This is a genomic window from Phenylobacterium sp. J426 (assembly GCF_024699945.1).
Taxonomy (GTDB): domain Bacteria; phylum Pseudomonadota; class Alphaproteobacteria; order Caulobacterales; family Caulobacteraceae; genus Phenylobacterium.
On the sequence record NZ_JAJOMY010000001.1, the window covers coordinates 3,255,584 to 3,278,981 of the forward strand.

At 68.9% G+C, this 23,398-nt stretch carries 23 protein-coding genes, 3 tRNA genes and 3 pseudogenes; 10 read left to right on the forward strand and 19 right to left on the reverse strand.

Translation table 11 applies throughout. The features are described from left to right. Nucleotides 1-18: 18 nt before the first annotated feature. A complete protein-coding gene (locus LRS10_RS17160; protein ID WP_257838322.1) occupies nt 19-306 on the reverse strand; it encodes a succinate dehydrogenase assembly factor 2 in 288 nt (95 codons plus the stop codon). 59 nt (nt 307-365) lie between these two features. On the opposite strand from LRS10_RS17160, the gene recG reads away from it, so the two are divergent. After that, complete coding sequence (gene recG, locus LRS10_RS17165) at nt 366-2,438, forward strand: ATP-dependent DNA helicase RecG (RefSeq protein WP_257838323.1); 2,073 nt, start codon at nt 366-368, stop codon at nt 2,436-2,438. Nucleotides 2,439-2,539: 101 nt separating this feature from the next. Here the strand turns inward: recG and LRS10_RS24540 are convergent, their stop codons facing one another. The 5 genes and pseudogenes from LRS10_RS24540 to kdsA form a co-directional block, all read right to left on the reverse strand. After that, nucleotides 2,540-3,157 (reverse strand): DUF3089 domain-containing protein, encoded by a 618-nt coding sequence (locus LRS10_RS24540; protein ID WP_308237975.1) that lies wholly within the window; start codon nt 3,155-3,157, stop codon nt 2,540-2,542. 25 nt (nt 3,158-3,182) lie between these two features. After that, nucleotides 3,183-3,647, reverse strand: a pseudogene (locus LRS10_RS24545) (DUF3089 domain-containing protein); the annotation flags it as partial. A gap of 3 nt (nt 3,648-3,650) precedes the next feature. Then, nucleotides 3,651-4,652 (reverse strand): ADP-glyceromanno-heptose 6-epimerase, encoded by a 1,002-nt coding sequence (rfaD, locus tag LRS10_RS17175; protein WP_257838324.1) that lies wholly within the window; start codon nt 4,650-4,652, stop codon nt 3,651-3,653. Next, nucleotides 4,649-6,118 (reverse strand): D-glycero-beta-D-manno-heptose 1-phosphate adenylyltransferase, encoded by a 1,470-nt coding sequence (gene rfaE2 / locus LRS10_RS17180; RefSeq protein ID WP_257838325.1) that lies wholly within the window; start codon nt 6,116-6,118, stop codon nt 4,649-4,651. Before rfaE2 ends, rfaD begins: the two co-directional genes overlap by 4 nt. A 46-nt stretch (nt 6,119-6,164) precedes the next feature. Continuing rightward, nucleotides 6,165-7,022 carry a 3-deoxy-8-phosphooctulonate synthase gene (kdsA, locus tag LRS10_RS17185; protein ID WP_257838326.1) on the reverse strand — a complete coding sequence of 286 codons (858 nt, stop codon included), beginning with the start codon at nt 7,020-7,022 and terminating at the stop codon, nt 6,165-6,167. Nucleotides 7,023-7,179: 157 nt separating this feature from the next. Between kdsA and LRS10_RS17190 the strand changes: the two genes are divergently transcribed. The 4 genes from LRS10_RS17190 to LRS10_RS17205 are packed head-to-tail and all read left to right on the forward strand — an operon-like array spanning nt 7,180 to nt 10,780. Beyond that, entirely contained in the window at nt 7,180-8,391 is a 1,212-nt protein-coding gene (locus LRS10_RS17190; protein WP_257838327.1) for a cyclopropane-fatty-acyl-phospholipid synthase family protein, read from the forward strand. Nucleotides 8,392-8,438: 47 nt separating this feature from the next. After that, a complete protein-coding gene (locus LRS10_RS17195) occupies nt 8,439-9,440 on the forward strand; it encodes a cysteine synthase A (protein WP_257838328.1) in 1,002 nt (333 codons plus the stop codon). Nucleotides 9,441-9,445: 5 nt separating this feature from the next. After that, nucleotides 9,446-10,288 (forward strand): 3-mercaptopyruvate sulfurtransferase, encoded by an 843-nt coding sequence (gene sseA / locus LRS10_RS17200; RefSeq protein ID WP_257838329.1) that lies wholly within the window; start codon nt 9,446-9,448, stop codon nt 10,286-10,288. Between the two features lie 51 nt (nt 10,289-10,339). Continuing rightward, nucleotides 10,340-10,780, forward strand: a complete 441-nt coding sequence (locus LRS10_RS17205) for a GNAT family N-acetyltransferase (protein WP_257839197.1) — start codon at nt 10,340-10,342, stop codon at nt 10,778-10,780. A gap of 464 nt (nt 10,781-11,244) precedes the next feature. Here the strand turns inward: LRS10_RS17205 and LRS10_RS17215 are convergent, their stop codons facing one another. Beyond that, entirely contained in the window at nt 11,245-11,871 is a 627-nt protein-coding gene (locus LRS10_RS17215; RefSeq protein ID WP_257838330.1) for a transporter substrate-binding domain-containing protein, read from the reverse strand. Nucleotides 11,872-11,953: 82 nt separating this feature from the next. On the opposite strand from LRS10_RS17215, the gene metC reads away from it, so the two are divergent. The 5 genes and pseudogenes from metC to LRS10_RS25245 all read left to right on the forward strand — a co-directional run bounded on the left by metC (nt 11,954) and on the right by LRS10_RS25245 (nt 16,494). Beyond that, nucleotides 11,954-13,141, forward strand: a complete 1,188-nt coding sequence (gene metC / locus LRS10_RS17220) for a cystathionine beta-lyase (RefSeq protein WP_257838331.1) — start codon at nt 11,954-11,956, stop codon at nt 13,139-13,141. 66 nt (nt 13,142-13,207) lie between these two features. Then, the gene (locus tag LRS10_RS17225) at nt 13,208-14,203 is read left to right on the forward strand and encodes an SDR family oxidoreductase (RefSeq protein WP_257838332.1); all 996 of its coding nucleotides are present in this window, start codon (nt 13,208-13,210) and stop codon (nt 14,201-14,203) included. A gap of 85 nt (nt 14,204-14,288) precedes the next feature. After that, the gene (locus LRS10_RS17230; protein WP_308237976.1) at nt 14,289-14,909 is read left to right on the forward strand and encodes a hypothetical protein; all 621 of its coding nucleotides are present in this window, start codon (nt 14,289-14,291) and stop codon (nt 14,907-14,909) included. 25 nt (nt 14,910-14,934) lie between these two features. Then, entirely contained in the window at nt 14,935-15,087 is a 153-nt protein-coding gene (locus LRS10_RS25240) for a hypothetical protein (protein WP_374570261.1), read from the forward strand. Continuing rightward, a pseudogene (locus LRS10_RS25245) lies at nt 15,084-16,494 on the forward strand (NAD-dependent succinate-semialdehyde dehydrogenase). Before LRS10_RS25240 ends, LRS10_RS25245 begins: the two are co-directional and overlap by 4 nt. Here the strand turns inward: LRS10_RS25245 and LRS10_RS17240 are convergent. From LRS10_RS17240 to glpX, 12 genes and pseudogenes are all read right to left on the reverse strand, one after another. Further along, nucleotides 16,445-17,248 carry a pseudouridine synthase gene (locus LRS10_RS17240; protein WP_257838334.1) on the reverse strand — a complete coding sequence of 268 codons (804 nt, stop codon included), beginning with the start codon at nt 17,246-17,248 and terminating at the stop codon, nt 16,445-16,447. The pseudogene LRS10_RS25245 and the gene LRS10_RS17240 overlap by 50 nt on opposite strands. Nucleotides 17,249-17,299: 51 nt before the next feature. Then, nucleotides 17,300-17,500, reverse strand: coding sequence for a hypothetical protein (locus LRS10_RS17245; RefSeq protein WP_257838335.1), 201 nt, complete (start codon nt 17,498-17,500; stop codon nt 17,300-17,302). Between the two features lie 112 nt (nt 17,501-17,612). Then, a complete protein-coding gene (locus tag LRS10_RS17250; protein ID WP_257838336.1) occupies nt 17,613-18,101 on the reverse strand; it encodes an OsmC family protein in 489 nt (162 codons plus the stop codon). Between the two features lie 24 nt (nt 18,102-18,125). Continuing rightward, nucleotides 18,126-18,202 (reverse strand) — tRNA-Arg (locus tag LRS10_RS17255). Nucleotides 18,203-18,219: 17 nt separating this feature from the next. Then, nucleotides 18,220-18,529, reverse strand: a pseudogene (locus LRS10_RS17260) (ETC complex I subunit). Nucleotides 18,530-18,568: 39 nt separating this feature from the next. Further along, nucleotides 18,569-18,645 (reverse strand) — tRNA-Pro (locus LRS10_RS17265). 60 nt (nt 18,646-18,705) lie between these two features. Next, nucleotides 18,706-19,131, reverse strand: coding sequence for a PaaI family thioesterase (locus LRS10_RS17270; RefSeq protein WP_257838338.1), 426 nt, complete (start codon nt 19,129-19,131; stop codon nt 18,706-18,708). Beyond that, on the reverse strand, nt 19,124-19,618 hold the full coding sequence (locus tag LRS10_RS17275; RefSeq protein WP_257838339.1) for a DUF192 domain-containing protein: 495 nt from the start codon (nt 19,616-19,618) through the stop codon (nt 19,124-19,126). The genes LRS10_RS17270 and LRS10_RS17275 overlap by 8 nt, the downstream gene beginning before the upstream one ends. A 37-nt stretch (nt 19,619-19,655) precedes the next feature. Further along, nucleotides 19,656-20,240: a cold-shock protein gene (locus LRS10_RS17280; RefSeq protein WP_257838340.1), complete on the reverse strand. Its 585-nt coding sequence runs from the start codon at nt 20,238-20,240 to the stop codon at nt 19,656-19,658. Nucleotides 20,241-20,381: 141 nt separating this feature from the next. Further along, nucleotides 20,382-20,456: transfer RNA gene (locus LRS10_RS17285), tRNA-Glu, on the reverse strand. A 58-nt stretch (nt 20,457-20,514) separates the two neighbouring features. Next, nucleotides 20,515-22,305 (reverse strand): single-stranded-DNA-specific exonuclease RecJ, encoded by a 1,791-nt coding sequence (recJ, locus tag LRS10_RS17290; RefSeq protein WP_257838341.1) that lies wholly within the window; start codon nt 22,303-22,305, stop codon nt 20,515-20,517. An 80-nt stretch (nt 22,306-22,385) separates the two neighbouring features. After that, nucleotides 22,386-23,339 carry a class II fructose-bisphosphatase gene (gene glpX / locus LRS10_RS17295; RefSeq protein ID WP_257838342.1) on the reverse strand — a complete coding sequence of 318 codons (954 nt, stop codon included), beginning with the start codon at nt 23,337-23,339 and terminating at the stop codon, nt 22,386-22,388. Nucleotides 23,340-23,398: the final 59 nt, after the last annotated feature.

Here is a 23,398-nt window from a genome sequence, read left to right on the forward strand (position 1 = left end):
CTCACCGGCCGCGAACCGTCAGCTGCCACCGGCCATCCCCTTGGCGTAAACTTCGTCGCGGAAGAGTTTGAGACGGTTCATCAATTCGCCATCGAACTCAGGCGGCGTCGGCTGGGTGTCGAGGATCCAGCCGTAGAGGTCCTGGTCAGGCTGCTCCAGCAGCCGCTCGAACCAGTCGAGTTCCTCGGGCGAGAACGTCGAAACGTGTTTGTCCGCGAACGGCCCCAGAATGAGGTCCGCTTCCCGGAAGCCGCGGCGCCAGGCCCGCAGCTTCAGCTTCTTCAGCCGTGCATCTTCAGTCGTCATAAGGAGGTCGGGGATATAGAGGTCCCCTCGCCTCTGCGCCAGTGAGCTATGCTCGAAGCATGCGGCCGGAGATTCTGTTCCCGCTTTTCGCACCGGTGAACACGCTCAAGGGGGTCGGCCCGCGGGTGGCGCCCCTGCTTGACCGGGTGGCCGGCCCGATCGTGCGCGACGTGGCCTTCCTCAAGCCGCACACGGTGGTCCGCCGTACGCCGGCCGTCCTGTCGGCGGCGCGCGACGGCGAGATCATGACCTTCGAACTGGTCATCGAGGAGCATCAGAAGCCGCGGGTGAACAGCCAGCCCTGGCGGATCCGCGCCTCGGACCCCACCGGTTGGATCACCCTCGTCTTCTTCGGCCGCTTCGGCGACGGCCTGGAAAAGCGACACCCGGTCGGCGCGCGCCGGATCGTCTCGGGCAAGGTCGGCGACGACAAGTTCGGCCGCCAGATGGTCCACCCCGACTACATGGCCGATCCGGAGAAGGCGGAAGAGATTCCGGAGATCGAGCCGATCTATCCGGCGACCGAGGGCCTGCCAGCCCGCCGCGTTCGCACCTTCGTGCTGGAGGCGCTGGAAAAGACGCCGGAGCTGCCCGAGTGGCAGGACCCCGCCTATCTGGCGCGCGAGCGTTTCCCGGCCTGGCGCGAGGCCCTGGCCCGCTTGCACGCGCCGGAGAGCGAGGCCGACCTCTCCCCGCTCACGCCTCACATGCGCCGCCTGGCCTACGACGAGCTTCTGGCCCACCAGCTGGCGATGGCCCAGCGCAAGGCCGCACGTCGGCGGGAGCCCGCCGCGACCGTCGCCGCCAGCGAGGCCGCCGCCCGCGTGCAGGCCGACCTGCCCTTCGCCTTCACGGGCGCCCAGGCGCGCGCCCTGGCCGACATCCGCGCCGACTTCGGTTCGGGCGAGCGGATGAGCCGGCTCGTCCAGGGCGACGTCGGCTCGGGCAAGACCGTCGTCGCCATGTGCGCCATGGCCGATGTCGCGGCCGCCGGCGGCCAGTCGGCGCTGATGGCGCCGACCGAAATCCTCGCCCGCCAGCATTACGAGACCATCTCGGGCCCGCTCTCTGCGCACGGGATCGACGTCGTTCTTCTGACCGGCCGCGACAAGGGCAAGGCCCGCGCCGAGAAGCTGATGGCGTTGGGATCAGGCCAGGCGGCCGTCGCCGTCGGCACCCATGCCCTGTTCCAGGACGATGTCGCCTTCCGCAAGCTGCAACTCGTGGTCATCGACGAGCAGCACCGCTTCGGGGTGGCCGAACGCCAGCGGCTGCAGGGCAAGGGCCAGGCGACCCACCTGCTGGCAATGTCGGCCACGCCGATACCGCGGACGCTGGAACTCACCGTCTACGGCGACCTCGACGTGAGCCGGATCGACGAGAAGCCGCCGGGCCGCACGCCCGTCGCCACCCGCGCCGTGCCTATGCCGAGGATGAGCGAGGTCGTCCAACGGCTGCGCGAGGTCGTGGCCGCGGGCGCCCAGGCCTTCTGGATCTGCCCGCTGGTTTCGGAGTCCGAAGTCAGCGACCTGGCCGCCGCTGAGATGCGAGCGCTCGCGCTTAAGAAGGTGCTGCCGAGCGTCGGCCTGGTCCATGGCAAGATGACAGGGCCGGAGAAGGACGCCGTGATGGCCGACTTCGCCGACGGCAAGCTTTCGGTGCTGGTCGCGACCACGGTGGTCGAGGTCGGCGTCAACGTGCCGAACGCCACGATTATGGTCATCGAACAGGCCGAGCGTTTCGGTCTGGCCCAGCTTCACCAGCTCCGCGGACGGGTCGGCCGTGGCGCGCGCGAGAGCGCGTGCGTGCTGCTGTACGACCCGCCGCTGTCCGAGACCGCCCAGCAACGGCTCGACATCCTGCGGCGCACCGACGACGGCTTCGTCATCGCCGAGCGCGACTTGGAGCTGCGCGGCGGCGGCGACGCGCTCGGCCTCCGCCAGTCAGGTTTCCCGGACTACGTGTTCGCCGATCCCTTCGCGCACCGAGAGCTGATCGCCGCCGCCGGCGACGACGCGAGACTGATCATCCATCGGGACCCCGAGCTCGCGAGCGAGCGCGGCAAGGCGCTTCAGGTGCTCCAGGAGCTCTTCGACTGGAAGGCCAACTTCGCCCTGCGGGACGCGGGCTAGATGCGCACCGTCCGCTTGCCGCGGTTCTCGCCGTGCAGCAGGCCGACGAGCGCCTGCGGCAGGTTCTCCAAGCCGTCGATGACGTCCTCTGTCGGCCCCCCTCAGGGCGTGGCGTCGGACCGGGCCTGATAGGCGGCGAGCCGCGCCTTCGCGTCCGCCTCGAGGTCGGCGTAGAACAGGTTGAAGCCGGGCGACCGGCGCCGATCGGCCCAGGAGCCAGTCTTCCGAAGCGACGCCGACTTGGCCTGGCTCACGTGCAGGACGCCGTCTTCGCAGCGGGCGCTGACCTGGCGGGCGAGGAACGCAGGTCGAGCGCCCCACTCCAGGCCGGTGGCATTGGCCGCGCCTAGGTGGAGCCGCGCCGGCGCCGGCGTCTCCGTGACAGCGCCCAGCACGGGGTTGAAGCAAAGGGCCGGCCGGGGCGTCAGATTCACGAGGTCGCCGCGGTCGTTCCACACCAGGGCCCGGTCGAGCCTTCGCTTCGCGGCGTCGAAGGCGCCCTCCTCCACCCGCGTCCAGGCGGCGAGGCAGCCCGTCTGCCCGCCCTCCATGCACGGCGGGATCGGCGGCCGATCGGCCGGCGCCACGGTGTCGATCAGATAGGCAGCCACCAGCCGCGATCGCAGCACCGGATCGCGGGCGATCTCTTCCTCCAGGAGCCGCAGCCCGAGCGTGCCGCCCTGCTCGACCCCCCACCAGCAGGAAGGGCCGCCCTCCATTGTCGCGCTGGACGTAGGTGCGGAAGGCGTCGGCGACGTCGCCATAGGCGAAGCGGCGCGCCTCCCGCGCGTCCTCGCGCAGCGTCAGCAGGCTGTAGAGACTGGCCTGCCGATATCGGGGTGCATAGACGCGCGCCACGCTGACGAAAGGCCCGACGTAGTTCGGGGCCATGGTCTTGCGGAATTCCTCCACCGTCTCGGCGTCGTCCAGCGGTGCGTTCCAGTGGCGGCCGCCCTTGTAGGTGGTGGGGGCGATGAAGAAGACGTCGGCCGCGCGATCTCCCTGTCCGTTCGGCCGCAGCGACCAGGCCTCGGCCTGCGCATAGTCCGGCGCCGGCGGAGGCTGATACGTCTGGAACGGCGCCTTCGGGTCCAGCGCCGTCTGCTGGAGATCGCCCCAGTAGACCCCGATCGTCGCGCCCACCAGCAGCACGATCCCGAGCAGCAGGAGCGTGAGCCACCGGCGCCGGCGGGGCTGGGGCTCGCTCATGGGCTAGCGGTAGGGGTCAGGTTGGCTGAGAAAGCCGCCGACATAGTCGCTGATCCCGTCCTCAAGTGAGGTCATCTTCCGGGGGTACCCCGCCTGGAACAGCCGATCCATCCGCGCCTGCGTGAAGTACTGGTACTTGTCGCGAATGGCCGGCGGCATCGGCGTGTATTCGATCTGAGCCGGCTTGCCCGCGGCGGCGAACACGTTGCGGGCCATCTCCTCGAACGTCCGCGCCTCGCCGCTCCCCAGGTTGAAGATGCCGTTCACCTGAGGATTGTCGAGCAGCCAGCGGGTGACCTCGGCGGCGTCGCGCACGTAGACGAAATCCCGCTTCTGCCCGCCGTCGGGCACGTCCGGGCGGTAACTCTTGAACAGTTGCACGCCCTGACCGGCGCGGACGTGCGGCCAGATCTGGGCGGCGACGGATTTCATCGAGTGCTTATGCTCTTCGTTCGGCCCGTAGACGTTGAAGAACTTCAGCCCCACCCATTGCGGCGGCGCGTAGTCCCGCGCGGCCTGCCGCGACGCGAAGACGTCGAACAGCGCCTTGGACCAGCCGTAGGTGTTGAGCGGTCGGAGCCGCGCTAGGGCCTCAAAGTCGTTGTCGTCGTCGAAGCCGTGTTCGCCCGCGCCGTACGTGGCCGCCGAGCTCGCATAGACCAGCCGCCGCTGCCGGTCGGCGCACCAGCGGAACAGGTCCCGGCTAAGGGTGAAGTTGGAGTGGATGATCTTGTCGGCATCCGGCTCGGTCGTGGACGAAATGGCGCCCATGTGGACCACCATCTCGACGTCGCGCCAGCGCTTCTCCAGCCACTCGAACATGTCTTCGGGCGCGACGAAGTCGCCGATGGGATGCTTGGCGATATTGCGCCACTTCCCGAGCTCGGCCTCCCGCAAGCGATCGCAGACCACCACGTCCAGGGCGCGGTCCTCGGCGAGCTTGGCCACGATATTGGAGCCGATGAAGCCCGCACCTCCTGTCACGAAGACGATCCTGCGGGTCATGTGGGTTCCTTCTTCATGCGGGCGATCGCCGAGGTGGTGGAATAGCCGTCCACCAGGGCGGCCAACCTCACCTCGCCACCCCAGGACTTCACCTCGGCGGCGCCGACGACCTCGCTCTCCGAATAATCCGCACCCTTGATCAGGACGTCGGGCCGCGCGGCTTCGATCAGCTTGAGCGGGGTCAGCTCCTCGAACGGCGCAACGAGGTCGACGCTCTGCAGGCCCGCGAGCACGAGGGCGCGGCTTTCCAGATCGTTCACCGGCCGTCCTTCACCCTTCAGCGCCTTGACCGAAGCATCGGAGTTCAGGCCGACGATCAGCCGGTCGCACCAGGCCTTCGCCTGCGCCAGGTAGGCAACGTGGCCGCGGTGGAGGATGTCGAAGCAGCCGTTGGTGAAACCCACCCGCAGGCCTTGGGCGCGCCAGCGGGCGACTTCCTCGGCCATCCGCTGAGCCGTGGCGATCTTCGCCTCCGCCGGCGCCATGTGGGCCGTCAGGACGGCCTCGATCAGCTCGTCCGGCCCCACGGTCGCCGTGCCCGCCTTGCCCACCGCGACCCCGGAAGCCAGCTGGGCGAAGGCGATGGCGACCTCCAGCCCGGTGTCGGCGGCCAGCGCGAGCCCCAGCGCCGCGAGCGCGGTGTCGCCCGCCCCCGATGCATCGAATACCTCGCGCGCCACGGTGGCGAAGTGCCGGACCGGTTCACCGCGGAGCGCCAGGGATACGCCCTTGCCGCCGCGGGTGACCAGCACGCCCTTCGCCGGCCAAAGCTCCAGGGCGCGCTGCAGCGCGGCCGCGACTTCGGCGTCACTTTCCGTCGGCATGTCGGTCGCGTGGGAAAGCTCGAGCGCGTTCGGCTTGATCAGGTCCACCTCGCCATAGCGCGCAAATGACCTGGCCTTGGAATCCACCACCACCTTGGCGCCGGTCTCGGCGGCGGCCTCTCGGCAGGCTGCGATGACCGCATCGGTGACCACGCCCTTGCCGTAGTCGGACAGGAGGATCACGCCCGCGCCACGCGCCGCGTCCTTGATGGTGCGCGCGAGGCGCTGCTCGCACTCGCCGGTGACCGGGCGGCTCTCCTCCAGGTCCACCCGCAGCAACTGCTGTCCCCCCGAGACGAACCGGGTCTTGCGCGTGGTCGGACGAGAGGGGTCCGTGACGAGATAGCCCTCGATCAACGGCTCCTCGACCACGAGGCGAGAAGCTTCATGGCCGTCCGCATCGCCGCCGATGACCCCCACCAGGGCGACCGATCCGCCGAGGGCGGCCACGTTGCGCGCCACGTTCCCGGCGGCGCCCAGCATGACGATGTCGTGGCTGCGCGCCATCACCGGGATCGGAGCCTCCGGCGATATGCGACTCACCGAGCCGTAGACGAAGCGATCGACCATGAGGTCGCCGACGCAGGCGACCCGCTTTCCGGGAAGGTCGGCGAGGAGGTGCTGGAGAGCGGCCAGATCCATGGCTTCGAGGGTGTGCGGCGCGTTGGGCGCAGGGTCAAGCCGGGCGTCAAGGCGCGCGGGCGACCTCGTGCAGGGCCTTCAGCTTGCCGAGCAGCGCCTCCGCGCTGTCTAGCGCCAGGCAGCTGGGCGCATCGCACAGCGCCTTGTCAGGCTCGGGATGGAATTCGAGGAAGACTCCGTCGGCGCCCGAGACGACGGCCGCCTTGGCGATCGTCGCCACCCCCTCGCGCCGGCCGCCGGTCGAGGCGCCCGCGGTTCGCGGGTCGGCGCCCGGCAGCTGTACCGCATGCGTGGCGTCGATGGTCACTGGCACGCCCAGCTTCTTCATTTCATCCAGACCGAGCATGTCGACAATGAGGTTGTTGTAGCCGAACGAGACTCCGCGCTCGCACAGGATGGTGATGTCCGCGCCGTCCACCGCCTCCTTCACCTTCGAGACGATGTTCTTGGCGTCCCATGGGGCCAGGAACTGTCCCTTCTTCACGTGCAGCAGGCCGCCCGTCGCGTGGATAGCCCGCGCCGCGGCCACCACGAGGTCGGTCTGGCGGCACAGGAAGGCCGGGATCTGCAGCAGGTCGATCACGTCCGCGAGCGCGGCGGCCTGGTCCACCTCGTGGATATCGGTGGCGAGCGGCGCGCCGACCTGCTCCTTCACCGCCTTCAACATCTTCAGGCCGGCGTCGAGGCCCGGTCCTCGATAGCTGGTGATCGATGAGCGGTTGGCCTTGTCGAAGCTCGCCTTGAATATGAATGGCAGGCCCAGACGATCGCAGATCGCCTTCAGATGCCTCGCCGTCTCCAGCGCCAGGCCTTCGTCCTCCAGCACGTTCAGGCCGGCGATGACGGTCAGCGGCTGGCCGTCGCCGACAGCGAGGTTCCAGCGGTCGAGCTTCAGGACGGCCATGGGTCACTCCTTGCGCGGCGGGCCTAAGTGGCCCGACCGCCTGCCGACCGCAAGTCCGGTGCATCCGCCGCTCAAGCCTGGCCGTACGTCTGGAGAGCCGATCTGCACGCGTTGCGAGATCGGTGTTATCTTCCAGTAACGCTTAGGGGGAGCGACCATGGGCCTGGATCGTCTGATGCAGCCGCTCGATGGCGCGCCCGCCGCCTTCCAGGCGGCCGCGCGCATCATGACCCGCAATTGGCAGACGGGCGTGCTCGTCTTCGTCCTGCCGGACGGCCGCGAGCTGCGCCTCTCGGCCGATCGGCCGGGACCTGAAGGACATCTGATCGTCCGTGATTACCGGTTCATGCGCAGGGTCCTGGCGTCGGGCGACATCGGCCTCGCCGAGGGGTACATGGCCGGCGAGTGGGATACGCCGGATCTGTCGGCGCTGTTGGAGGTGCTCGCCCTCAACTTCGACAACATCGAGCGGGTGGCGACAGGCAGTCCGCTGATGTCCCTGCTGCACTTCGTGCAACACCTGCTGCGGCCGAACACCCGCGACGGCTCCCGCAGGAACATCCATGCCCACTACGATCTGGGGAACGCGTTCTATTCCCGTTGGCTGGATCCGACGATGACCTACTCCGCGGCCCGTTTCGCAAAGCCAGGAGAGGCTCTCTCCGAGGCCCAGAGGCGCAAATACCGCACCCTGGCGGAGAGCATGGACCTCAGGGCGGGGCAGCATGTTCTGGAGATCGGCTGCGGCTGGGGCGGTTTCGCCGAGTATGCCGCCCGCGAGGTCGGCGCCCGGGTCACGGGGATCACCATCTCGGAAGAGCAGTACAGGTTCGCCAAGGAGCGCATGTTCGCTCAGGGCCTCAACGAGCGGGCCGATATCCGCCTGATCGACTATCGAGATGTCGACGGGCAGTTCGACCGCGTGGCGTCCATCGAGATGTTCGAGGCGGTGGGCGAGCGGTACTGGCCCACCTATTTCGGGAAGGTGCGCGAGAGTCTGAAGCCCGGCGGTCGCGCGGGACTTCAGATCATCACCATCCAGGATGAGCTCTTCGAGGACTATCGCCGCCGCGCCGACTTCATCCAGAGGTACATCTTCCCGGGCGGGATGCTGCCGTCCGAGGCGCGGCTGAAGGCGGAAACCGAACGCGCCGGGCTGTCCTGGGCCGGCGTCTCGCGGTTCGGACAGCACTACGCCGACACGCTCGCGGAATGGGCCAGCCGCTTCGAGGGCGCCTGGGACGATATCAAGCGGCTCGGCTTCGACGAGCGCTTCCGCAAGCTCTGGCGCTTCTACCTCTCGTACTGTGAGGCGGGCTTCCGCACCGCACGCACCGACGTCGTTCAGCTCAGCTTGTCCCGGGCTTAAGCCTTTCTGGCCTGTCGAAACGCGCCGGGCTTGCCTAAGTAGCGGCCATGCAAGTCGCCAACAGCGTCCTCGATCTGATCGGCAACACGCCGCTCCTCCGCCTGCGCCGCGCCAGCGAACTGACCGGCTGCGAAATCCTTGCCAAGGCCGAGTTCATGAACCCCGGTCAGTCGGTCAAGGATCGGGCGGCCCTGCAGATCGTCCGCGACGCGGAACGTAGGGGCCTGTTGCGGCCGGGCGGCCGCATCGTCGAAGGCACCGCCGGCAACACCGGCATCGGCCTGGCGATGGTCGGCAAGGCGCTCGGCTACACGTGCACGATCGTGATCCCCCGCACCCAGAGCCAGGAGAAGAAGGACGCCATCCGGCTCTATGGCGCCGACCTCGTCGAGGTGGACGCCGTGCCCTACGCGAACGAGAACAACTATGTGAAGTATTCCGGGAGGTTGGCGGCCGAACTTAATGAGCGCGAACCGGCGGGCGCCGTCTGGGCGAACCAGTTCGACAACGTCGCCAATCGCGAAGCCCACGTCCACGGCACCGGGCCGGAGATCTGGCGTCAGACAGGCGGCAAGGTCGACGGCTTCATCTGCGCCGTCGGATCGGGCGGAACGCTGGCCGGCGTGGCTGAGGCGCTGCGCGCCCACAAGCCCGACGTCGTCGTCGGCCTAGCCGATCCTCACGGCGCGGCGCTTTACAGCTACTACGCCGATGGCGAACTGAAGGCCGAGGGCAGCTCCATCAGCGAAGGAATTGGCCAGGGCCGCATCACGGCCAATCTGGAGGGTCTGAAGATCGACCGCGCCTACCGCATCTCGGACGAGGAGATGCTGCTCGCCATCTACGATCTGATGGAGTTCGAGGGGCTGGTCATGGGCGGCTCCACGGGCATCAACGTCGCCGGAGCGATCCGGATGGCCAAGGATCTGGGGCCCGGCCACACCATCGTGACCGTGCTCTGCGACCACGGCCAACGTTACCAATCGAAGATCTTCAACCCCGCGTTCCTGCGCGAGAAGGGCCTCCCCTGCCCGCCCTGGCTGGAGTGACCGCAATGACGGATCCGATGGTCTCCACAGACTGGTTGGAGGCGCGCCTCCACGATCCGGAGATCCGCATCGTCGACGCGACCCTGCCGCTGGTCGGGCAGCCTGGCCGTGGTCGTGACACCTACGAGGCGGCCCACATCCCGGGGGCGGTCTTCTTCGACATCAACGTCATCGCCGATCCCACGACCGACCTGCCGCACATGCTGCCCACCGCCGAGGCCTTCGCGGAAGCCGCCGGGTCGCTAGGGCTCGGCCGCAGCAGCACCATCGTCGTTTACGACGCACACGGCCTCTATTCAGCTCCGCGCGTCTGGTGGACCCTGCGGGCCATGGGTTACCCGAACGTGTTCGTTCTGGATGGCGGCCTGCGCAAATGGCGCGCCGAGGGCCGCGTCGTCGTCAGCGACGCCGCAGCCCCCGCGCCGGTCGCCACCGACACCGCCTTCCGTGCCGAACTCGTACGCGATCTTGCGGAGGTGCGGCGGCATCTGGAGGCGGGCGACGCCCAGTTGCTGGACGCCCGCTCGCAGGCGCGCTTCTCGGGCCAGGCTCCGGAGCCTCGCGCCGGTCTCCGCTCCGGCCATATGCCCGGCGCCTTGAACCTGCCTTTCGACGGTGTCGTCGCCGCAGACGGCACGCTGAAACCCGAAGGAGAGCTGCGCGAGGCCTTCGCCGGAGCCGGCGTGGACCTTGGCCGCCCCATCGTGACCACCTGCGGCTCCGGGGTCACCGCCGCCGTGCTGGCCCTTGCGTTGGCTCGGCTCGGCGTCGACGACGTGGCGGTCTACGACGGATCGTGGACGGAATGGGGCGGCCGCCCCGACACCGCCGTCGTGACCGGAGGCTGATCCATCGAGATTCGCCCAGCTCGTCCCGAAGACCTTCCCCACCTGCCGCGGATCGAACGCTCAGCCGCCCAGGCGTTCCAAGGCCGTGACGTCCCCGCCTTCCTTCTTGTCCACGCCTCGCCGCCTGAGGCATGGCGGCCGCAGTTGAAAGCCGGAACGCTCTGGGTCGTCGAAAGCGAAGGCCAGGTGGTCGCCTTCCTTGCCGCCACCGCGACGGGCGATCGCCTGCACATCGACGAAGTCGACGTGGACCTCGGGGCACAGGGCCGCGGCGTCGGCCGTCGGCTGATCGGCCATGTCGTCCGCTGGGCGCGAGACGCCGGCCTCGCGCAGCTCAGCCTCACGACCTTTCGGAGCGTGCCTTGGAACGGCCCCTTCTACGCCTCGCTGGGGTTCGTAGAGGACGCCCGCCTGCCTGAGCTGCAGGCCATCCTGGCCGCAGAGGCCGACAAGGGGCTGTCGGACCGCTGCGCCATGGTCCTCGCGCTCTAGCGGATCGGGGGGCGTACATCAGGCCCGGCTTGGGCGCGGTCCAGAGCGCATTCAGACCGCGGTCCAGTTTCAGGGCGGAGTCGGCTCCGAGATCGCGGCGGAAGAGCTCGTGATAGGCGCCGACCTGCTTGATCGCCTGATAGGCCCAGTCGACCTTAAGCCCGAGCAGCACGCCGAGTTCGCCTTCCACACCCAGCAGGCGTCGCGTCTCCGGATCGGTGGCCGTCTCCCGCGCCTGTTCCACGGTCCGCGAGCTCAGCCCCAGCTCCTCGGCCAGGATCAGCGCCCGCACCGTCCACGCCACGACGTCAGCCCAGGCGGGGTCTTCCTGCCGCACGACCGGCCCCAGCGGTTCCTTGGAGATGACGTTGGGCAGGATCACGTGGGCCCCGGGGTTCGCCAGCAACGAGCGGGACGCAGCCAACGCGGAGATGTCCGCGCTGAAAGCGTCGCACGCGTCGGCTTCATAACGCTCCCGCGCCTCGGCCTCGGTCGCCACCACGACGGGCCGGTAGCGCATCCCCCGGACACGGAAGAAGTCGGCCAGGTTCGCCTCGCTGGCCGACCCCGCCTGGATACAGATGCGGGCGCCGCTCAGTTCTTCCGCGCTGGAAAGGCCCAGCGCCTGCGGCGCCCAGGAACCCCTGACCGTCGAAATAGGTCGTCACGGGGAAGGTCAGGCCCAGGCCGGCATCGCGCGAGAGCGTCAGCGACGTGTTGCGCGAGAGCACATCGATCCGGCCCGCCTTGAGCGCGGCGAAGCGATCCCCGCCGTCGATCGGCGTGAACCTGACCTTCGTCGCGTCGCCGAGTACGGCGGCAGCCAAAGCGCGGCAAATGTCGACGTCGAAGCCGCGCCAATCGCCGCGGGCGTCCTTGAACGCGAAGCCGGGCAGCGCCGGATGAACTCCGCAGGCGAGGTAGCCGCGCGCGCGGACAGCCTTGAGGGTGGGGCTTTCAGACGCGGCATAGTCAGGCGCAGCCGTCGTCGCCTTCACCGGCGGCGCTTTCGGCTCGGGCTCCGGCGCCGGGCGGCTGTCGCACCCTGCAAGCAAGAGCGCCATGGCGGCCGTCAGCGCCAGCCGGATCATCCCTGCTCCTTGAATCGGGGAAACGCGGAGGTCTAAGTGCGACCGGCACTTTCGCCAGCGTCGCCCACGGCTGCAACCCCGCATGTCCTCCGGCCCTCCTTCCGGCTCTTCCGACCAGACCCGCCTGATCCACGCCGGGAGCCATCCGCAGCCGCTGAGCCGCACGGTGGGGCCCCCGGTGCAGAAGGGCTCGACCGTTCTGCTCCCTGACGCGGCCTCGCTCTACGATGAGGACAGCTGCGTAACCTACGGGCGCGCCGGCCTAGCCGCCCAGAACGCCCTGAAGGCGGCGCTGGCCGCCATGGAAGGCGCCGTAGGCGTAAGTTTGTACCCCTCCGGGCTCTCGGCCATCTCGGGTGCTCTTCTCGCGGTCCTTCGCGCCGGCGACGAGGTCCTGGTGGTCGACAGCATCTACAAGCCCGTCCGCCGCTTCTGCGACGAGGTGCTGGCCCGTTTCGGCGTGGCCGTGACCTACTACGACCCGCTGCAGCCGCCGGCCGACCTTGTGAGCGGCGCTTCGCCGTCGACGCGCCTGATCCTCATGGAGAGCCCCGGCTCCCTGACGTTCGAGGTCCAGGACGTTTCGCAGATCGCCGAACTCGCGCGGGCGCGCGGGATCCTCACGGCGATCGACAATACCTGGGGCGCCGGTTTCCTGTTCCGACCGCTCGAGCACGGCGTCGACCTCTCGCTGCAGGCCCTCACCAAGTATGTCGGCGGCCATTCGGACGTCTTCATGGGCTCGGCCGCCGCTCGCGACCCGGCCCTCGTCCGCAAGCTGGACGACGGCGTGCACCACCTCGGCTGGTCGGTGTCGGGCGAAGACGCTTATCTGATGCTGCGTGGGTTGCGCACCCTGCCGACCCGGCTGGCCGCGCAGGGCGCGGCCGGCCTTGAAGTCGCCGCGTGGCTGAAGGGGCAGCCCGAGGTGCTCGAGGTCCTGCATCCGGCCCTGCCGGGCGCGCAGGGTCACGAACTCTGGGCGCGCGACTATAAGGGCGCCTGTGGGCTTTTCGGCTTCACCCTGCGGCCCGCGCCACAGGCGGCGGTCGACGGCTTCCTCGACGCCCTTCAGGTCTTCGGCCTCGGCTTCTCCTGGGGCGGCTTTGAAAGCCTGGCTATCTGGTGCGACCCGCAGCTCCGGCGCCGCAGCTTCGCCCGGGACCTTCGCGGGCCGCTCATGCGGCTGCACATTGGCCTGGAGGCGCCGGAGGATCTGATCGCCGACCTGCGCCGCGGGCTCGACGCATACGCCGCGCTTCTGCCCTAGGGCGGAACCTCGCCCGTCCTGCCGGATTGGTCCGCCGAGCCAACAAGCCAGAGGAGGACGGACCTCATGAGCGAGCCCAGCAACGAGCACCAGGGCGAACACCGCCAAGACGCCCAGCGCGTCGCAGATCACGAGCGCGAAATCCAGGACAGGATCGAGGCCAAGGAAGCGCGGTCGTTCGAGCCAGACGACGAGGAGCCGCCGCAGACCGGCGCCCGCGCCTATCCGACGCCGCCCCTCCCACGCGAGAGTCTGGAGAAGCCCGGGCGCGAAGGCGACCTCGACCTCAAGCCGATGTGGGACGCGCCCTACTACAAGGGATCGGGCAAGCTCGCGGGGATGGCGGCCATCGTCACGGGCGGCGACAGCGGCATCGGGCGCGCGATCGCCGTGCTGTTCGCCCGGGAGGGCTGCGATGTCGCCATCGCCTACCTCGAAGAGCACGAAGACGCGAAGATCACCCAGCAAGCGGTTGAAAAAGAGGGCCGGAAGGCGATCCTGCTGCCGGGCGACGTCTCCGATCCCGCCTATGCGCAAGACGCGGTCGCCAAGACCCTGGAGGCGTTCGGCAAGCTGGATATCCTTGTCAACAACGCCGCCTTCCAGATGCACGCGAAATCGATCGAGGACATCGAGTACGATCACTTCGATCGCACGCTGAAGACCAACCTCTACGGCTATTTCAACATGGCCAAGGCGGCGGTCCCGCACCTGAAGGCCGGCGGTTCGATCCTCAACTGCGGGTCGGTGACGGGGATCCGCGGCTCGCAGGAGCTGCTGGACTATTCGATGACCAAGGGCGGCATCCACGCCTTCACCCGGTCGCTGTCGGGCAGCCTGATCAAGAAGGGCATCCGGGTGAACGCCGTGGCTCCGGGACCGGTCTGGACGCCGTTGAATCCCGCCGACAAGCCGGACAAGACGCCCGAGTTCGGCAAGGACACGCCCATCGGTCGCCCGGCGCAGCCGGAGGAGATCGCACCGGCCTTCGTCTTCCTGGCGTCGCCCCAGACGGCCAGCTACATCACCGGCGAGATCCTGCCGGTGATCGGCGGCTACTAGAGGATAGGACCCCATCGAGGCCTGGCTCGAACCGTTCCTGGCGGCGGAGCGCCTGCCCGCGCGCTTCGCCGACACGGTCGAGCGGGTGTGCCGCCCCCTCGCCGGCCAGGCCGCACGGCTGGCCGACATCCGCGGCTCGGTTGTCGTCGGCCTCTGCGGCGCCCAGGGGTCCGGCAAGTCGACCATCGCCCAGGCGACCGTGAAACTGCTGCAGGCCCAGCAGCGCGTGGCGATCGCTGTCTCGCTGGACGACTTCTACCTCGGCCGAGAGGCGCGCACCTGGCTGGCCGGCCAGGTCCACCCGCTGCTCGCCACCCGTGGCCCGCCGGGGACACACGACGTCGCGATGGCCTGCGGCGTACTCGACGCGCTCGCCGAACCCAGCGCCGCCGCCCTGCCCGCCTTCGACAAGTCGACGGACGAGCGGCGGCCGAAGCCCGAGTGGCGCACCGTCGCCGGTCCGGTCGAGGTGGTGATCCTGGAGGGCTGGTGCATCGGGGCCGCGCCACAGCCCCCCCGCCGACCTCAGCCGGCCCGTCAACGAACTGGAGACCGAGGAGGACCCCGACGCTGTCTGGCGAACCTATGTGAACCGCCAGCTCGCCGGGCCCTACCAGGCGCTGTTCCGCCGACTCGACGCGCTGGCCTTCCTCCAGGCGCCAGGGTTCGAGGTGGTCGCCGGCTGGCGGGCGGAGCAGGAGGCTAAGCTGCGCGATCGCACGGGAGCGGGCATGAACGACGCCGAGATCGCGCGCTTCGTGCAGCACTACGAGCGCCTGACCCGCTGGCTTCTGGCGGAGCTGCCCTCGCGCGCCGATATGGTCGTCGAACTCGACGCCGACCGGCGCGCCACCCATGTCCGCGTCTCCGGAGACTTCACATGACCGAACGCCCGACCTTCCAGACCGTCGATCCGGCCACGGGCGAACCCGGCAAGCGGTACGAGGGTCACACGCCGCAGGAGGCCCGGGAGATCGCGCGATCCGCCCGAGCGGCCTTCGAAGGCTGGTCCAAGACCTCCTTCGAGGAGCGCGCCCGCCTGATGCGCGCCGCAGGCGAGGTCCTGCGCGATCGCAAGGACCATCTGGCCGAGCTGATGTGCGCCGAGATGGGCAAGATCCTCGCCGACGGTCGCGCCGAGGTGGAAAAGTGCGCGACGGCCTGCGATTGGTTCGCCGACCATGCCGGCGCCTACCTCGCCGAGGAGGATCTCGAGTTTCCCGGCGCCCAGCGCGCCAAGGTCGTCTATCGCCCCCTCGGCACGGTGCTGGCGGTGATGCCTTGGAATTTCCCGTTCTGGCAGGTCTTCCGCTTCGCCGCACCGACCCTGATGGCCGGCAATACCGGGCTCCTCAAGCACGCGTCCAACGTTCCGGGCTCGGCGCTGGCCATCGAAGAGGTGTTCAAGGCTGCCGGCTTCCCGGCCGACGTGTTCCGCACTGTGCTGATCCCCGCCTCCGGCGTGCAGGCCCTGATCGAGGATCCCGTGATCGCCGCCGTCAGCCTGACCGGCAGCGTCGAGGCCGGTCGCAAGGTCGCGGCGCAGGCCGGCGCCGTGCTGAAGAAGTGCGTCCTGGAACTCGGCGGCAGCGACGCCTATCTCGTTCTCGACGACGCCGACATTCGCGCGGCGGCCAAGGTGGCGGCCCAGGCGAGGATGGTGAACGCCGGCCAGAGCTGCATCGCGGGCAAGCGTTTCATCGTGCTGACGGCGGTCCGCGAGGCGTTCGAACAGGCGCTGGCGCGCGAGATGGCGGCCTTCGTCATGGGCGATCCGCGTCGCGACGACACCAAGCTCGGTCCGCTGGTCCGCGTCGCCGACCGCGATGGCGTGCACGACCAGGTGAAGCGCAGCCTCGACGCCGGCGCCCGCCTGCTGACCGGAGGGGTGGTCCCCGACAAGCCGGGCGCATGGTATCCGCCGACCGTTCTGGCCGACGTGAGGCCAGGCATGGCCGTCTATGACGAGGAGGTCTTCGGTCCTGTCGCAGCCGTGATCGAGGCCGCCGACGAGGCGGAGGCGATCCGCATCGCCAACGACAGCGAGTTCGGCCTCGGCTCTGGCGTTCTCACCGGCGATCTCGCGCGCGGCGAGCGGCTTGCGTCGGATTCTGCTGGACGCCGGGATGAGCTTCGTGAACCAGAACGTCCGCTCCGACGTCCGCCTGCCCTTCGGCGGCGTGAAGCACTCGGGGTACGGCCGGGAGCTCACTCGCTTCGGCATCCGCGAGTTCGTCAACATCAAGTCTGTCGTGGTGGCGAAGGAACCGTCCTCGGACCGGACGGAATAGAGGCGCGGATGATCGCGTCCCGCTCGTCGGGGCGGAGCAGCCGCCAGCGGCCCTCCGGCAGGTCGCCCAGATTCAGCGGGCCCACGCGGACTCGCAGCAGGTCGACGACCCGAAGTCCCACGAGGTCGCACATCCGACGGATCTGGCGTTTGCGACCCTCCTTGAGCACGAAGCGCAGCGTGTTTCCCTCGACGACCGACACCTTGGCCGGCTTCAGCTTGCGGCCGTCCAGCTCGAGGCCGTGCCGCAGGCGTCCGAGCTTGCGCTCCTCCACCTGGCCCGTGACGCGGACCAGATACTCCTTCTCGAGGTCGCTCTCAGGTCCGATCACCGCCTTGGCCAGCACCCCGTCGCTGGACAGGATCAGAAGCCCGCGGCTGTCCTCGTCGAGGCGGCCCAGCGGCGGCAGGCTGGCGCCGGACGCGGGCGCTTCGCCCTTCCCGACGAGGTTTCCCTTGGTCAACAGCCGCACCGCGGGGGTGTGGCCTGGCTCGGGCTGACCGGAAACATATCCCACCGGCTTGTTGAGCACCGCCGTGAAGCCGACCAGCGACTCGGCGGCGCGATCGGCGAGCGTCAGGGTTTGCCCCGGCAGGATCTTGCGGCCGGCGTCGGCGACGGTCTCCCCGTCGATGCTCACGAGCCCGTCGGCGATGAGCGCTTCCGCTTCGCGCCGGGAGCACACGCCGCTCTGCGCGAGCCACTTGTTCACCCGTTGCGGTTCGGGTTCCTCATATCGCCGGGTCCAAGCCATCTGCGTCTCTAGGAGGCGCGGGCGCGTCCCGGCAAGTCCCTGGCTCCGCCGTCAGCCCTGCGCCAGCCAGGCGGTGATATAGGCGTGGGTCTTGCGCGCCAGTTCGGATGGGCCGGAGAAGTAGAACTCGCTGCCGAACCAGCCGCGCTTCTCGCTCCAGCGGATCGGTCCGGTGTCCTCGCCCTCCAGCACCTGACGCAGCTTCTGCCGCTTGGCGCGAGGGACGAAGGACACGTAGGTCGCATCGCTCATGGCAGCCTTCCTCGTCTCACCCCGGTCATACGATGGGCAGGTGAGTCTGCGGCGGAGGAATGGCGAAAGGTGACGCTTGTTCGTCGAATTTTCTGGGGATTACTGCGGCCGGTCAGTCGGCGCAGGCCTCTTCCATCGCCTGCATGTGGCCGACGCCCGAGCGTTCCAGGGCGGCCAGATCGGGCGGCGAGGCCTGGACGGTGATGATCTCCGATCCGCCCGCCAGCGTACGGTGGACGGGACATTTGTCGGCGATCTCCATCAGCCGGCGACGTTGATCGCCATCGAGCGGCCCCTCCAGCGTCACTTCCCGCGCGAAGCAGTCCTTCGCGCTGGGGGCCCGAGAGTGCAGAACCCGGACGGTCGCCCGCTTCAGCGGCCAGCCCTTCCGCTCTGCGTAGAGGCGCAAGGTCATGACCGTGCACGCGCCCAGGGCTGAGGCCAGGAGATCGTACGGGTTGGGGCCCGAGCCCAGCCCGCCGACATCTGTCGGCTCGTCAGCCAGGAAGACCGCGCCGCCCGCTAGCACCTCGACCTGGAACTTGCCGACCCCTGTCTCAGTGACGGTCACGGCGTCCGGATCGGCCTCAGGGCGAGTCATGGCGGCGGCTCCAGCCTCGGAAGGTGGCGCGCCCGGCAGGATTCGAACCTGCGACCACATGCTTAGAAGGCACGTGCTCTATCCAGCTGAGCTACGGGCGCTCAAGAAGTTGAACGGGTCAGTGCGTCCAGGGGAATCCTGCGGCCGAATGCGAAGTTGTCCGCATAGGCCTTGATGATCCGTTTGGCGGGCTTCGGATCGACGAGCTGGAAGGCGATGCCGTGCTGCTCGGCGTAGCGCACGGCGTCTTCCTTCGCCTCGAAGGTCAACCTCACCTGGCTGCTCTCTGTGTCCGAGGTTTGGGTCCAGCCCATCAGCGGATCGGGTCTGCGAGCGTCCTTCGGCTCGAACTCGAGCACCCATTCGTTCGTCTTGGCGCGCCCCGACTGCATGGCGGTCTTGGACGGGCGAAAGATGCGCGCGAGCATGCGACTGATCCCAGATCCTCTAACGTTCGGCCCCAACGCTGGTCGGGGCGGCAGGATTCGAACCTGCGACCCTCTGCTCCCAAAGCAGATGCGCTACCAGGCTGCGCTACACCCCGTATGCGTTGGAGGCCCTGCAATATGGGCGTTTCAGGATTTCCGCAAACGCAACCAGCAACCTAGCCCCGGCGCGCCATCAGCTTGAAGACGCCCGATGCGCGCACGACGTCCACGCCCCGCGAGCGCGCGACGCCTTCGGCGAAGCCGATGTCCTTGGTCGCCCGCGTCATCCGCGCCTCGCCCACCACCCATTCGCCGAGCCTCGCCATGTGAAGGAAGTCGGTCGAAAGATGGATCGTCATCGCCACTTGTCCCGTGCCGCGCCCCACCGCCATGGCCAGCAGACCGTCCATGAACGCCGACAGCATCCCGCCATGCACCAGGCCCAGTCCGTTGGCGTGCCTGGGGAGCGCGAAGAACGCCTGACCGACGGTGTCCGGATCATCGCCGACACGATGAAAATAGGGTCCATTGTGCGTCGAGAAGGGGCCGCGGGCGTCGGATTGGACGAATCCCTGCGGCGGCTCGGGGATCAGGTCAGCCAACGGGGATGGCCCGATGCTGCACCTTGTCACCCGGTAGCAGCCCGAGCTGGGCGGCCCTCCCCGCCGCGAGCTCCAGGACGAATTGAGCCGGCGCGCTCGACGGCAGCGGCCGTTCGTCGAGCGGGCGGGCGTTGCGCACGATGGAAACGACGGCGCCGTCAGGCCCGATGTAGATGATGTCCAGGGGGATGAGCGTATTGCGCATCCAGAACGCCTGGAAGTCTGCCTTCGGGAAGACGAACAGCATGCCGCGGTCCGCCGCGAGCCCCTTACGGCACATGAGGCCGAACTCACGCTCGCGCGGACTGTCGGCGATCTCGACCATGAATTTGAACGCGCCCTTCGGCGTGGTGACGCTCAACGGCTCGAGGGGTTTAAGCTCGGGCTGCCCCTTGCAGTCGGCCGGATTCTGACGCGGCAGCTGGGCCTGCGCAGGCCCCGTCGCAACCCACAGTGCGGCGGCGGCCAGCAAAACGCGGCCGGTCATTGCAACTCTCAAGAAGCAGGTCTCCGAAGCGGTCGTCTCAGCTCAGACTAGACGCTTCGATCTCGGCCACAACAAGACCCTTCGGACCCTCGGCGAACCGCACCATGACGCTGTCACCAGGCTGGAGGTCTTCCATGCCTGACCGGCGCAGAGTCTCGATGTGGACGAAGATGTCGCCCGGCTGGCTGTCGCGGACCACGAAGCCGTAGCCTTTCGCCCGGTTGAACCACTTGACCTTCGCCTGCTCCAGCGGGCCCGTGGCCTCCATCGTCCGACGCGGCGGGCGGGCCCCAGCGAAACCCAGGCCGTCACCCCGGCGAGCGCCTTCCGCGCGCGGCCGCTCGGGCGTCGCCGTGCTCTCGTCCAGCGACAGGACCTCGGCGACCTGCCAGCCCTTTGGCCGACGTACGACGTCGCAGGTGATCATCGAGCCTTCCAGGCAATGCTCGCGTCCGGAGCTGCGGAGGCTGGTCACGTGCAGCAGCACGTCCTTCGTTTCGGTCTGGGCGGGATCGTCGGGGACGATGAAGCCGTAACCCTTGCCTGCGTCGAACCACTTGACGCGGCCGGTGATCCGCACCGGGTCGGGCACGTCCACCTGCTCGAAATCTAAACCAGCCATTCGCCCCTCGGCCCCATCTCCCCGAAACAATCGGCCGGGCCAACTATAACAGTGTTCTTGTAACGAAGCGGGCGTCAATGGGGAATCGCGTGACGTCGCGCGGCGCAAGGCCGTATTTCCACTCAATTCGGGGAAGTCGCGTGGCAGTCCCTAGGGGAGTCGAACCCCTCTCTCCAGGTTGAAAACCTGGCGTCCTAACCGATAGACGAAGGGACCGCGTGCGCGAGGCCGGGTCTATATCCGCGCTCCCGAGGCCGCGCAAGGCCCTGACGGACTAAATTCTTCGCGGATCCGCCACGTCCTCGATTTCCAGCTCAACGCTCTCGCGACCCTGCCAGTCGTCGGGTTTCAATCGGCCGGCGACATGCACGGCGCCGCCTTCCTGCAACAGCCGCTTTCCGGCCTCGGTGTCGCCCATCCGCCAGGCCACGGCCTTGAGCTTGCCGCCGGAGCCGTCCGTTAGGGTGCAGCGCACGTGGCCGCCCTTCAGGGCCATCGGGCGTTCGATCCGCACGTCGGCGGCGGCGAACATCGGTTCCGGGTTCCCTGGCCCGAACGGCGCCAGGCGTTGGAATTCGGTCCAGAGGCGTCGGTCGCAGCCGCGCGCGGTGACCAGCGCATCGATCTCGAGGCCATCCTCGGCCGCGGCGACGGCCTGTTCGTCGGCCAGCCGTTCGCACAGGAACGCGCGCAGCTCAGGAATCGCGTCCGGCCGCACCGACAGCCCCGCGGCCATGGCGTGGCCGCCTCCAGCCAGGAGGAGGCCTTCCTCGTAAGCGGCCTGCACCGCTTGCCCCAGGTTGACGCCTGGCTGCGAGCGGCCGGAGCCCTTGCCGACGTTGGCCGCCCGGTCCACGCCGATGACGATGCAGGGCTTGCGATAGCGTTCGCGCAGACGCCCTGCGACGATGCCGATCACGCCGGGATGCCAGTCATCCTGGGCGACCACCAGGCAGGCCGCGTCGGTCTGGTTGCTCTGTTGCTCGATCCACCGCACCGCCGCGTCCAGCACATCGGCCTCGACCTGCTTGCGCGAAGCGTTCAGTGCGTCGAGCTCGGCCGCCAGCATCGCCGCCTCCTCGACGTCATCGGTCGACAGCAGCCGAGCCCCGAGATCCGAGCGGCCGATCCGTCCGCCGGCGTTGATCCTCGGCCCCAGCAGGAATCCCACGTGGAAGGTCGAGGCCGCGCCCGTGGCCTTCGCGACGTCGCGCAGCGCCATGAGGCCGGGGTTCTTCCAGCCCGACATCACCTTCAGGCCCTGGGCCGCCAGGGCGCGGTTGAAGCCGGTCAGGCGGGTCACGTCGCAGATGGCGCCCATGGCCGCGAGGTCGAGCCAGGCCCGCAGGTCCGGCTCCGAGGCCAGCCCGCGCTTCCTCGCTTCGCGATTCAGCGCCGCCAGCAGCACGAAGGTCACGCCCGCCGCAGCCAGATGCCCCTGCCCTGACGTACAGTCCGGCCGGTTCGGGTTAACGAGGGCCTCGACCTTCGGCGCCTCGCCCGGCCGCATCAGGTGGTGATCGATGACGACGACGGGCAGGCCGATCTCGGCTGCGCAGGCGAGCGCATCGTGCGCCGCGGCCCCGCAGTCCACCGTCACGACCAGTTCCGCGCCCTCGGCCTTCAGGCGCCTGAACGCCGCCGGCGAGGGGCCATAGCCTTCGGTGATCCGGTCGGGGACATAGATCGCGATCTCCTGGCCCATGGCCCGGAACCACCGCACGAGGAGAGCCGCCGAGGACGCCCCGTCGACGTCGTAGTCGGCGAAGACCACGATCCGGCGCTTGGCCTCTAGCGCGCTCACCAGGATCTCGGCGGCGCGGTCCATGTCGGCGAAGCCCGACGGGTCGGGGAACAGCGCCTTCAGGGTAGGATTGAGATAGTGGCCGCCCTGCCCATCCTCGATGCCGCGCGAGGCCAGCGCCCGGGCAAGCGGCTCGGAAAGTCCAAGCGACAGCTGGTGGCGGCGGGTCAGGTCGGCGCAGGCCGCGCGCTCTCGCCAGGCCCGGCCCGACAGCGAGCGGGAGACGCCCAGGTAGCCCAACTGTCCGCCGCCGTCCGCCATCCGCCCACTATCCGCTGCTGGCGACTGAGTCGCCAGCAGCGGCAGGGTCGCAGGCGTTTACGTCAAACGCGGTCGTTGGGTCAGATCGGCCGCTTCATCCGCACGTCGCGCACCGTCTGGGTGGCGCTGTCCATCACCAGGGTGTGCGTGTGGACATGCCCGTCCGAGAACCGCACGCCGTCCAGCAGCGCGCCCTTGGTGACGCCCGTGGCCGCAAAGATCGCGTCCGCGCGGACCATCTCGTGCAGGTCGTACTTCTTGTCGAGGTCGGTGATGCCGACGCGGCCGGCGCGTGCGCGCTCATCGGCGTTGCGGAACACCAGACGGCCCTGGAACTGGCCGCCGACGCACTTGAGCGCAGCGCACGCCAAGACGCCCTCGGGCGCCCCGCCCTGTCCCACGTAGAGGTCGATGCCGGTTTCCGGGTCCGTCGTGTTGATCACGCCGGCCACGTCGCCGTCGGTGATCAGATGCACGCGCGCCCCTACCGAACGGACAGAGGCGATGATGTCGGCGTGCCGCGGGCGGTCCAGGATGCAAACCGTGATCTCGGTCGGCTCCACGCCCTTGGCCTGGGCCAGCGCCTGGACGTTCTCGGCAGGCGTCTTGTCCAGGTCGATCACGCCGGCCGGGTATCCGGGCCCGCAGGCGATCTTGTCCATGTAGGTGTCGGGCGCGTTGAGCAGCGTGCCCTTGGGCGCCCAGGCCATCACGGCGCAGGCGTTGGCCATGGCCTTGGCGGTCAGCGTCGTGCCTTCCAGGGGGTCGAGGGCGATGTCGATCTTCGCGCCTTTGCCCTTACCGACCTTCTCGCCGATGTAGAGCATGGGCGCTTCGTCGCGCTCGCCCTCCCCGATGACGATCTCGCCGTCGATCTCCAGGTCGTTCAGCGCGGTGCGCATGGCGTCCACGGCCGCCTGGTCGGCGGCCTTCTCGTCGCCGCGTCCGACCAGCTTCCACGCCGCGATCGCCGCGATTTCGGTCACCCGCGCGGCGTCAAGCACCAGCCCGCGGTCCAGCCCTTCAGAACTCATTCCGTAGCGTCTCCAGCCTCTTGGCGATGCGCCTTAGCGGAAGCTGCGCGCCGCGTCAT

What these genes read in the sequence shown, in the direction of transcription:
- LRS10_RS17280 (WP_257838340.1), bottom strand. Translation starts at nt 20,240, where the DNA reads ATGGCTGGTTTAGATTTCGAGCAGGTGGACGTGCCCGACCCGGTGCGG.
- LRS10_RS17275 (WP_257838339.1), bottom strand. Translation starts at nt 19,618, where the DNA reads ATGACCGGCCGCGTTTTGCTGGCCGCCGCCGCACTGTGGGTTGCGACG.
- LRS10_RS17245 (WP_257838335.1), bottom strand. Translation starts at nt 17,500, where the DNA reads ATGAGCGATGCGACCTACGTGTCCTTCGTCCCTCGCGCCAAGCGGCAG.
- LRS10_RS17160 (WP_257838322.1), bottom strand. Translation starts at nt 306, where the DNA reads ATGACGACTGAAGATGCACGGCTGAAGAAGCTGAAGCTGCGGGCCTGG.
- sseA (WP_257838329.1), top strand. Translation starts at nt 9,446, where the DNA reads ATGACGGATCCGATGGTCTCCACAGACTGGTTGGAGGCGCGCCTCCAC.
- kdsA (WP_257838326.1), bottom strand. Translation starts at nt 7,022, where the DNA reads ATGGCCGTCCTGAAGCTCGACCGCTGGAACCTCGCTGTCGGCGACGGC.
- LRS10_RS17190 (WP_257838327.1), top strand. Translation starts at nt 7,180, where the DNA reads ATGGGCCTGGATCGTCTGATGCAGCCGCTCGATGGCGCGCCCGCCGCC.
- recG (WP_257838323.1), top strand. Translation starts at nt 366, where the DNA reads ATGCGGCCGGAGATTCTGTTCCCGCTTTTCGCACCGGTGAACACGCTC.
- LRS10_RS24540 (WP_308237975.1), bottom strand. Translation starts at nt 3,157, where the DNA reads ATGGAGGGCGGCCCTTCCTGCTGGTGGGGGGTCGAGCAGGGCGGCACG.
- glpX (WP_257838342.1), bottom strand. Translation starts at nt 23,339, where the DNA reads ATGAGTTCTGAAGGGCTGGACCGCGGGCTGGTGCTTGACGCCGCGCGG.
- LRS10_RS17250 (WP_257838336.1), bottom strand. Translation starts at nt 18,101, where the DNA reads ATGACTCGCCCTGAGGCCGATCCGGACGCCGTGACCGTCACTGAGACA.
- rfaD (WP_257838324.1), bottom strand. Translation starts at nt 4,652, where the DNA reads ATGACCCGCAGGATCGTCTTCGTGACAGGAGGTGCGGGCTTCATCGGC.
- metC (WP_257838331.1), top strand. Translation starts at nt 11,954, where the DNA reads ATGTCCTCCGGCCCTCCTTCCGGCTCTTCCGACCAGACCCGCCTGATC.
- LRS10_RS17215 (WP_257838330.1), bottom strand. Translation starts at nt 11,871, where the DNA reads ATGATCCGGCTGGCGCTGACGGCCGCCATGGCGCTCTTGCTTGCAGGG.
- LRS10_RS17240 (WP_257838334.1), bottom strand. Translation starts at nt 17,248, where the DNA reads ATGGCTTGGACCCGGCGATATGAGGAACCCGAACCGCAACGGGTGAAC.
- rfaE2 (WP_257838325.1), bottom strand. Translation starts at nt 6,118, where the DNA reads ATGGATCTGGCCGCTCTCCAGCACCTCCTCGCCGACCTTCCCGGAAAG.
- LRS10_RS25240 (WP_374570261.1), top strand. Translation starts at nt 14,935, where the DNA reads ATGAACGACGCCGAGATCGCGCGCTTCGTGCAGCACTACGAGCGCCTG.
- LRS10_RS17225 (WP_257838332.1), top strand. Translation starts at nt 13,208, where the DNA reads ATGAGCGAGCCCAGCAACGAGCACCAGGGCGAACACCGCCAAGACGCC.
- recJ (WP_257838341.1), bottom strand. Translation starts at nt 22,305, where the DNA reads ATGGCGGACGGCGGCGGACAGTTGGGCTACCTGGGCGTCTCCCGCTCG.
- LRS10_RS17195 (WP_257838328.1), top strand. Translation starts at nt 8,439, where the DNA reads ATGCAAGTCGCCAACAGCGTCCTCGATCTGATCGGCAACACGCCGCTC.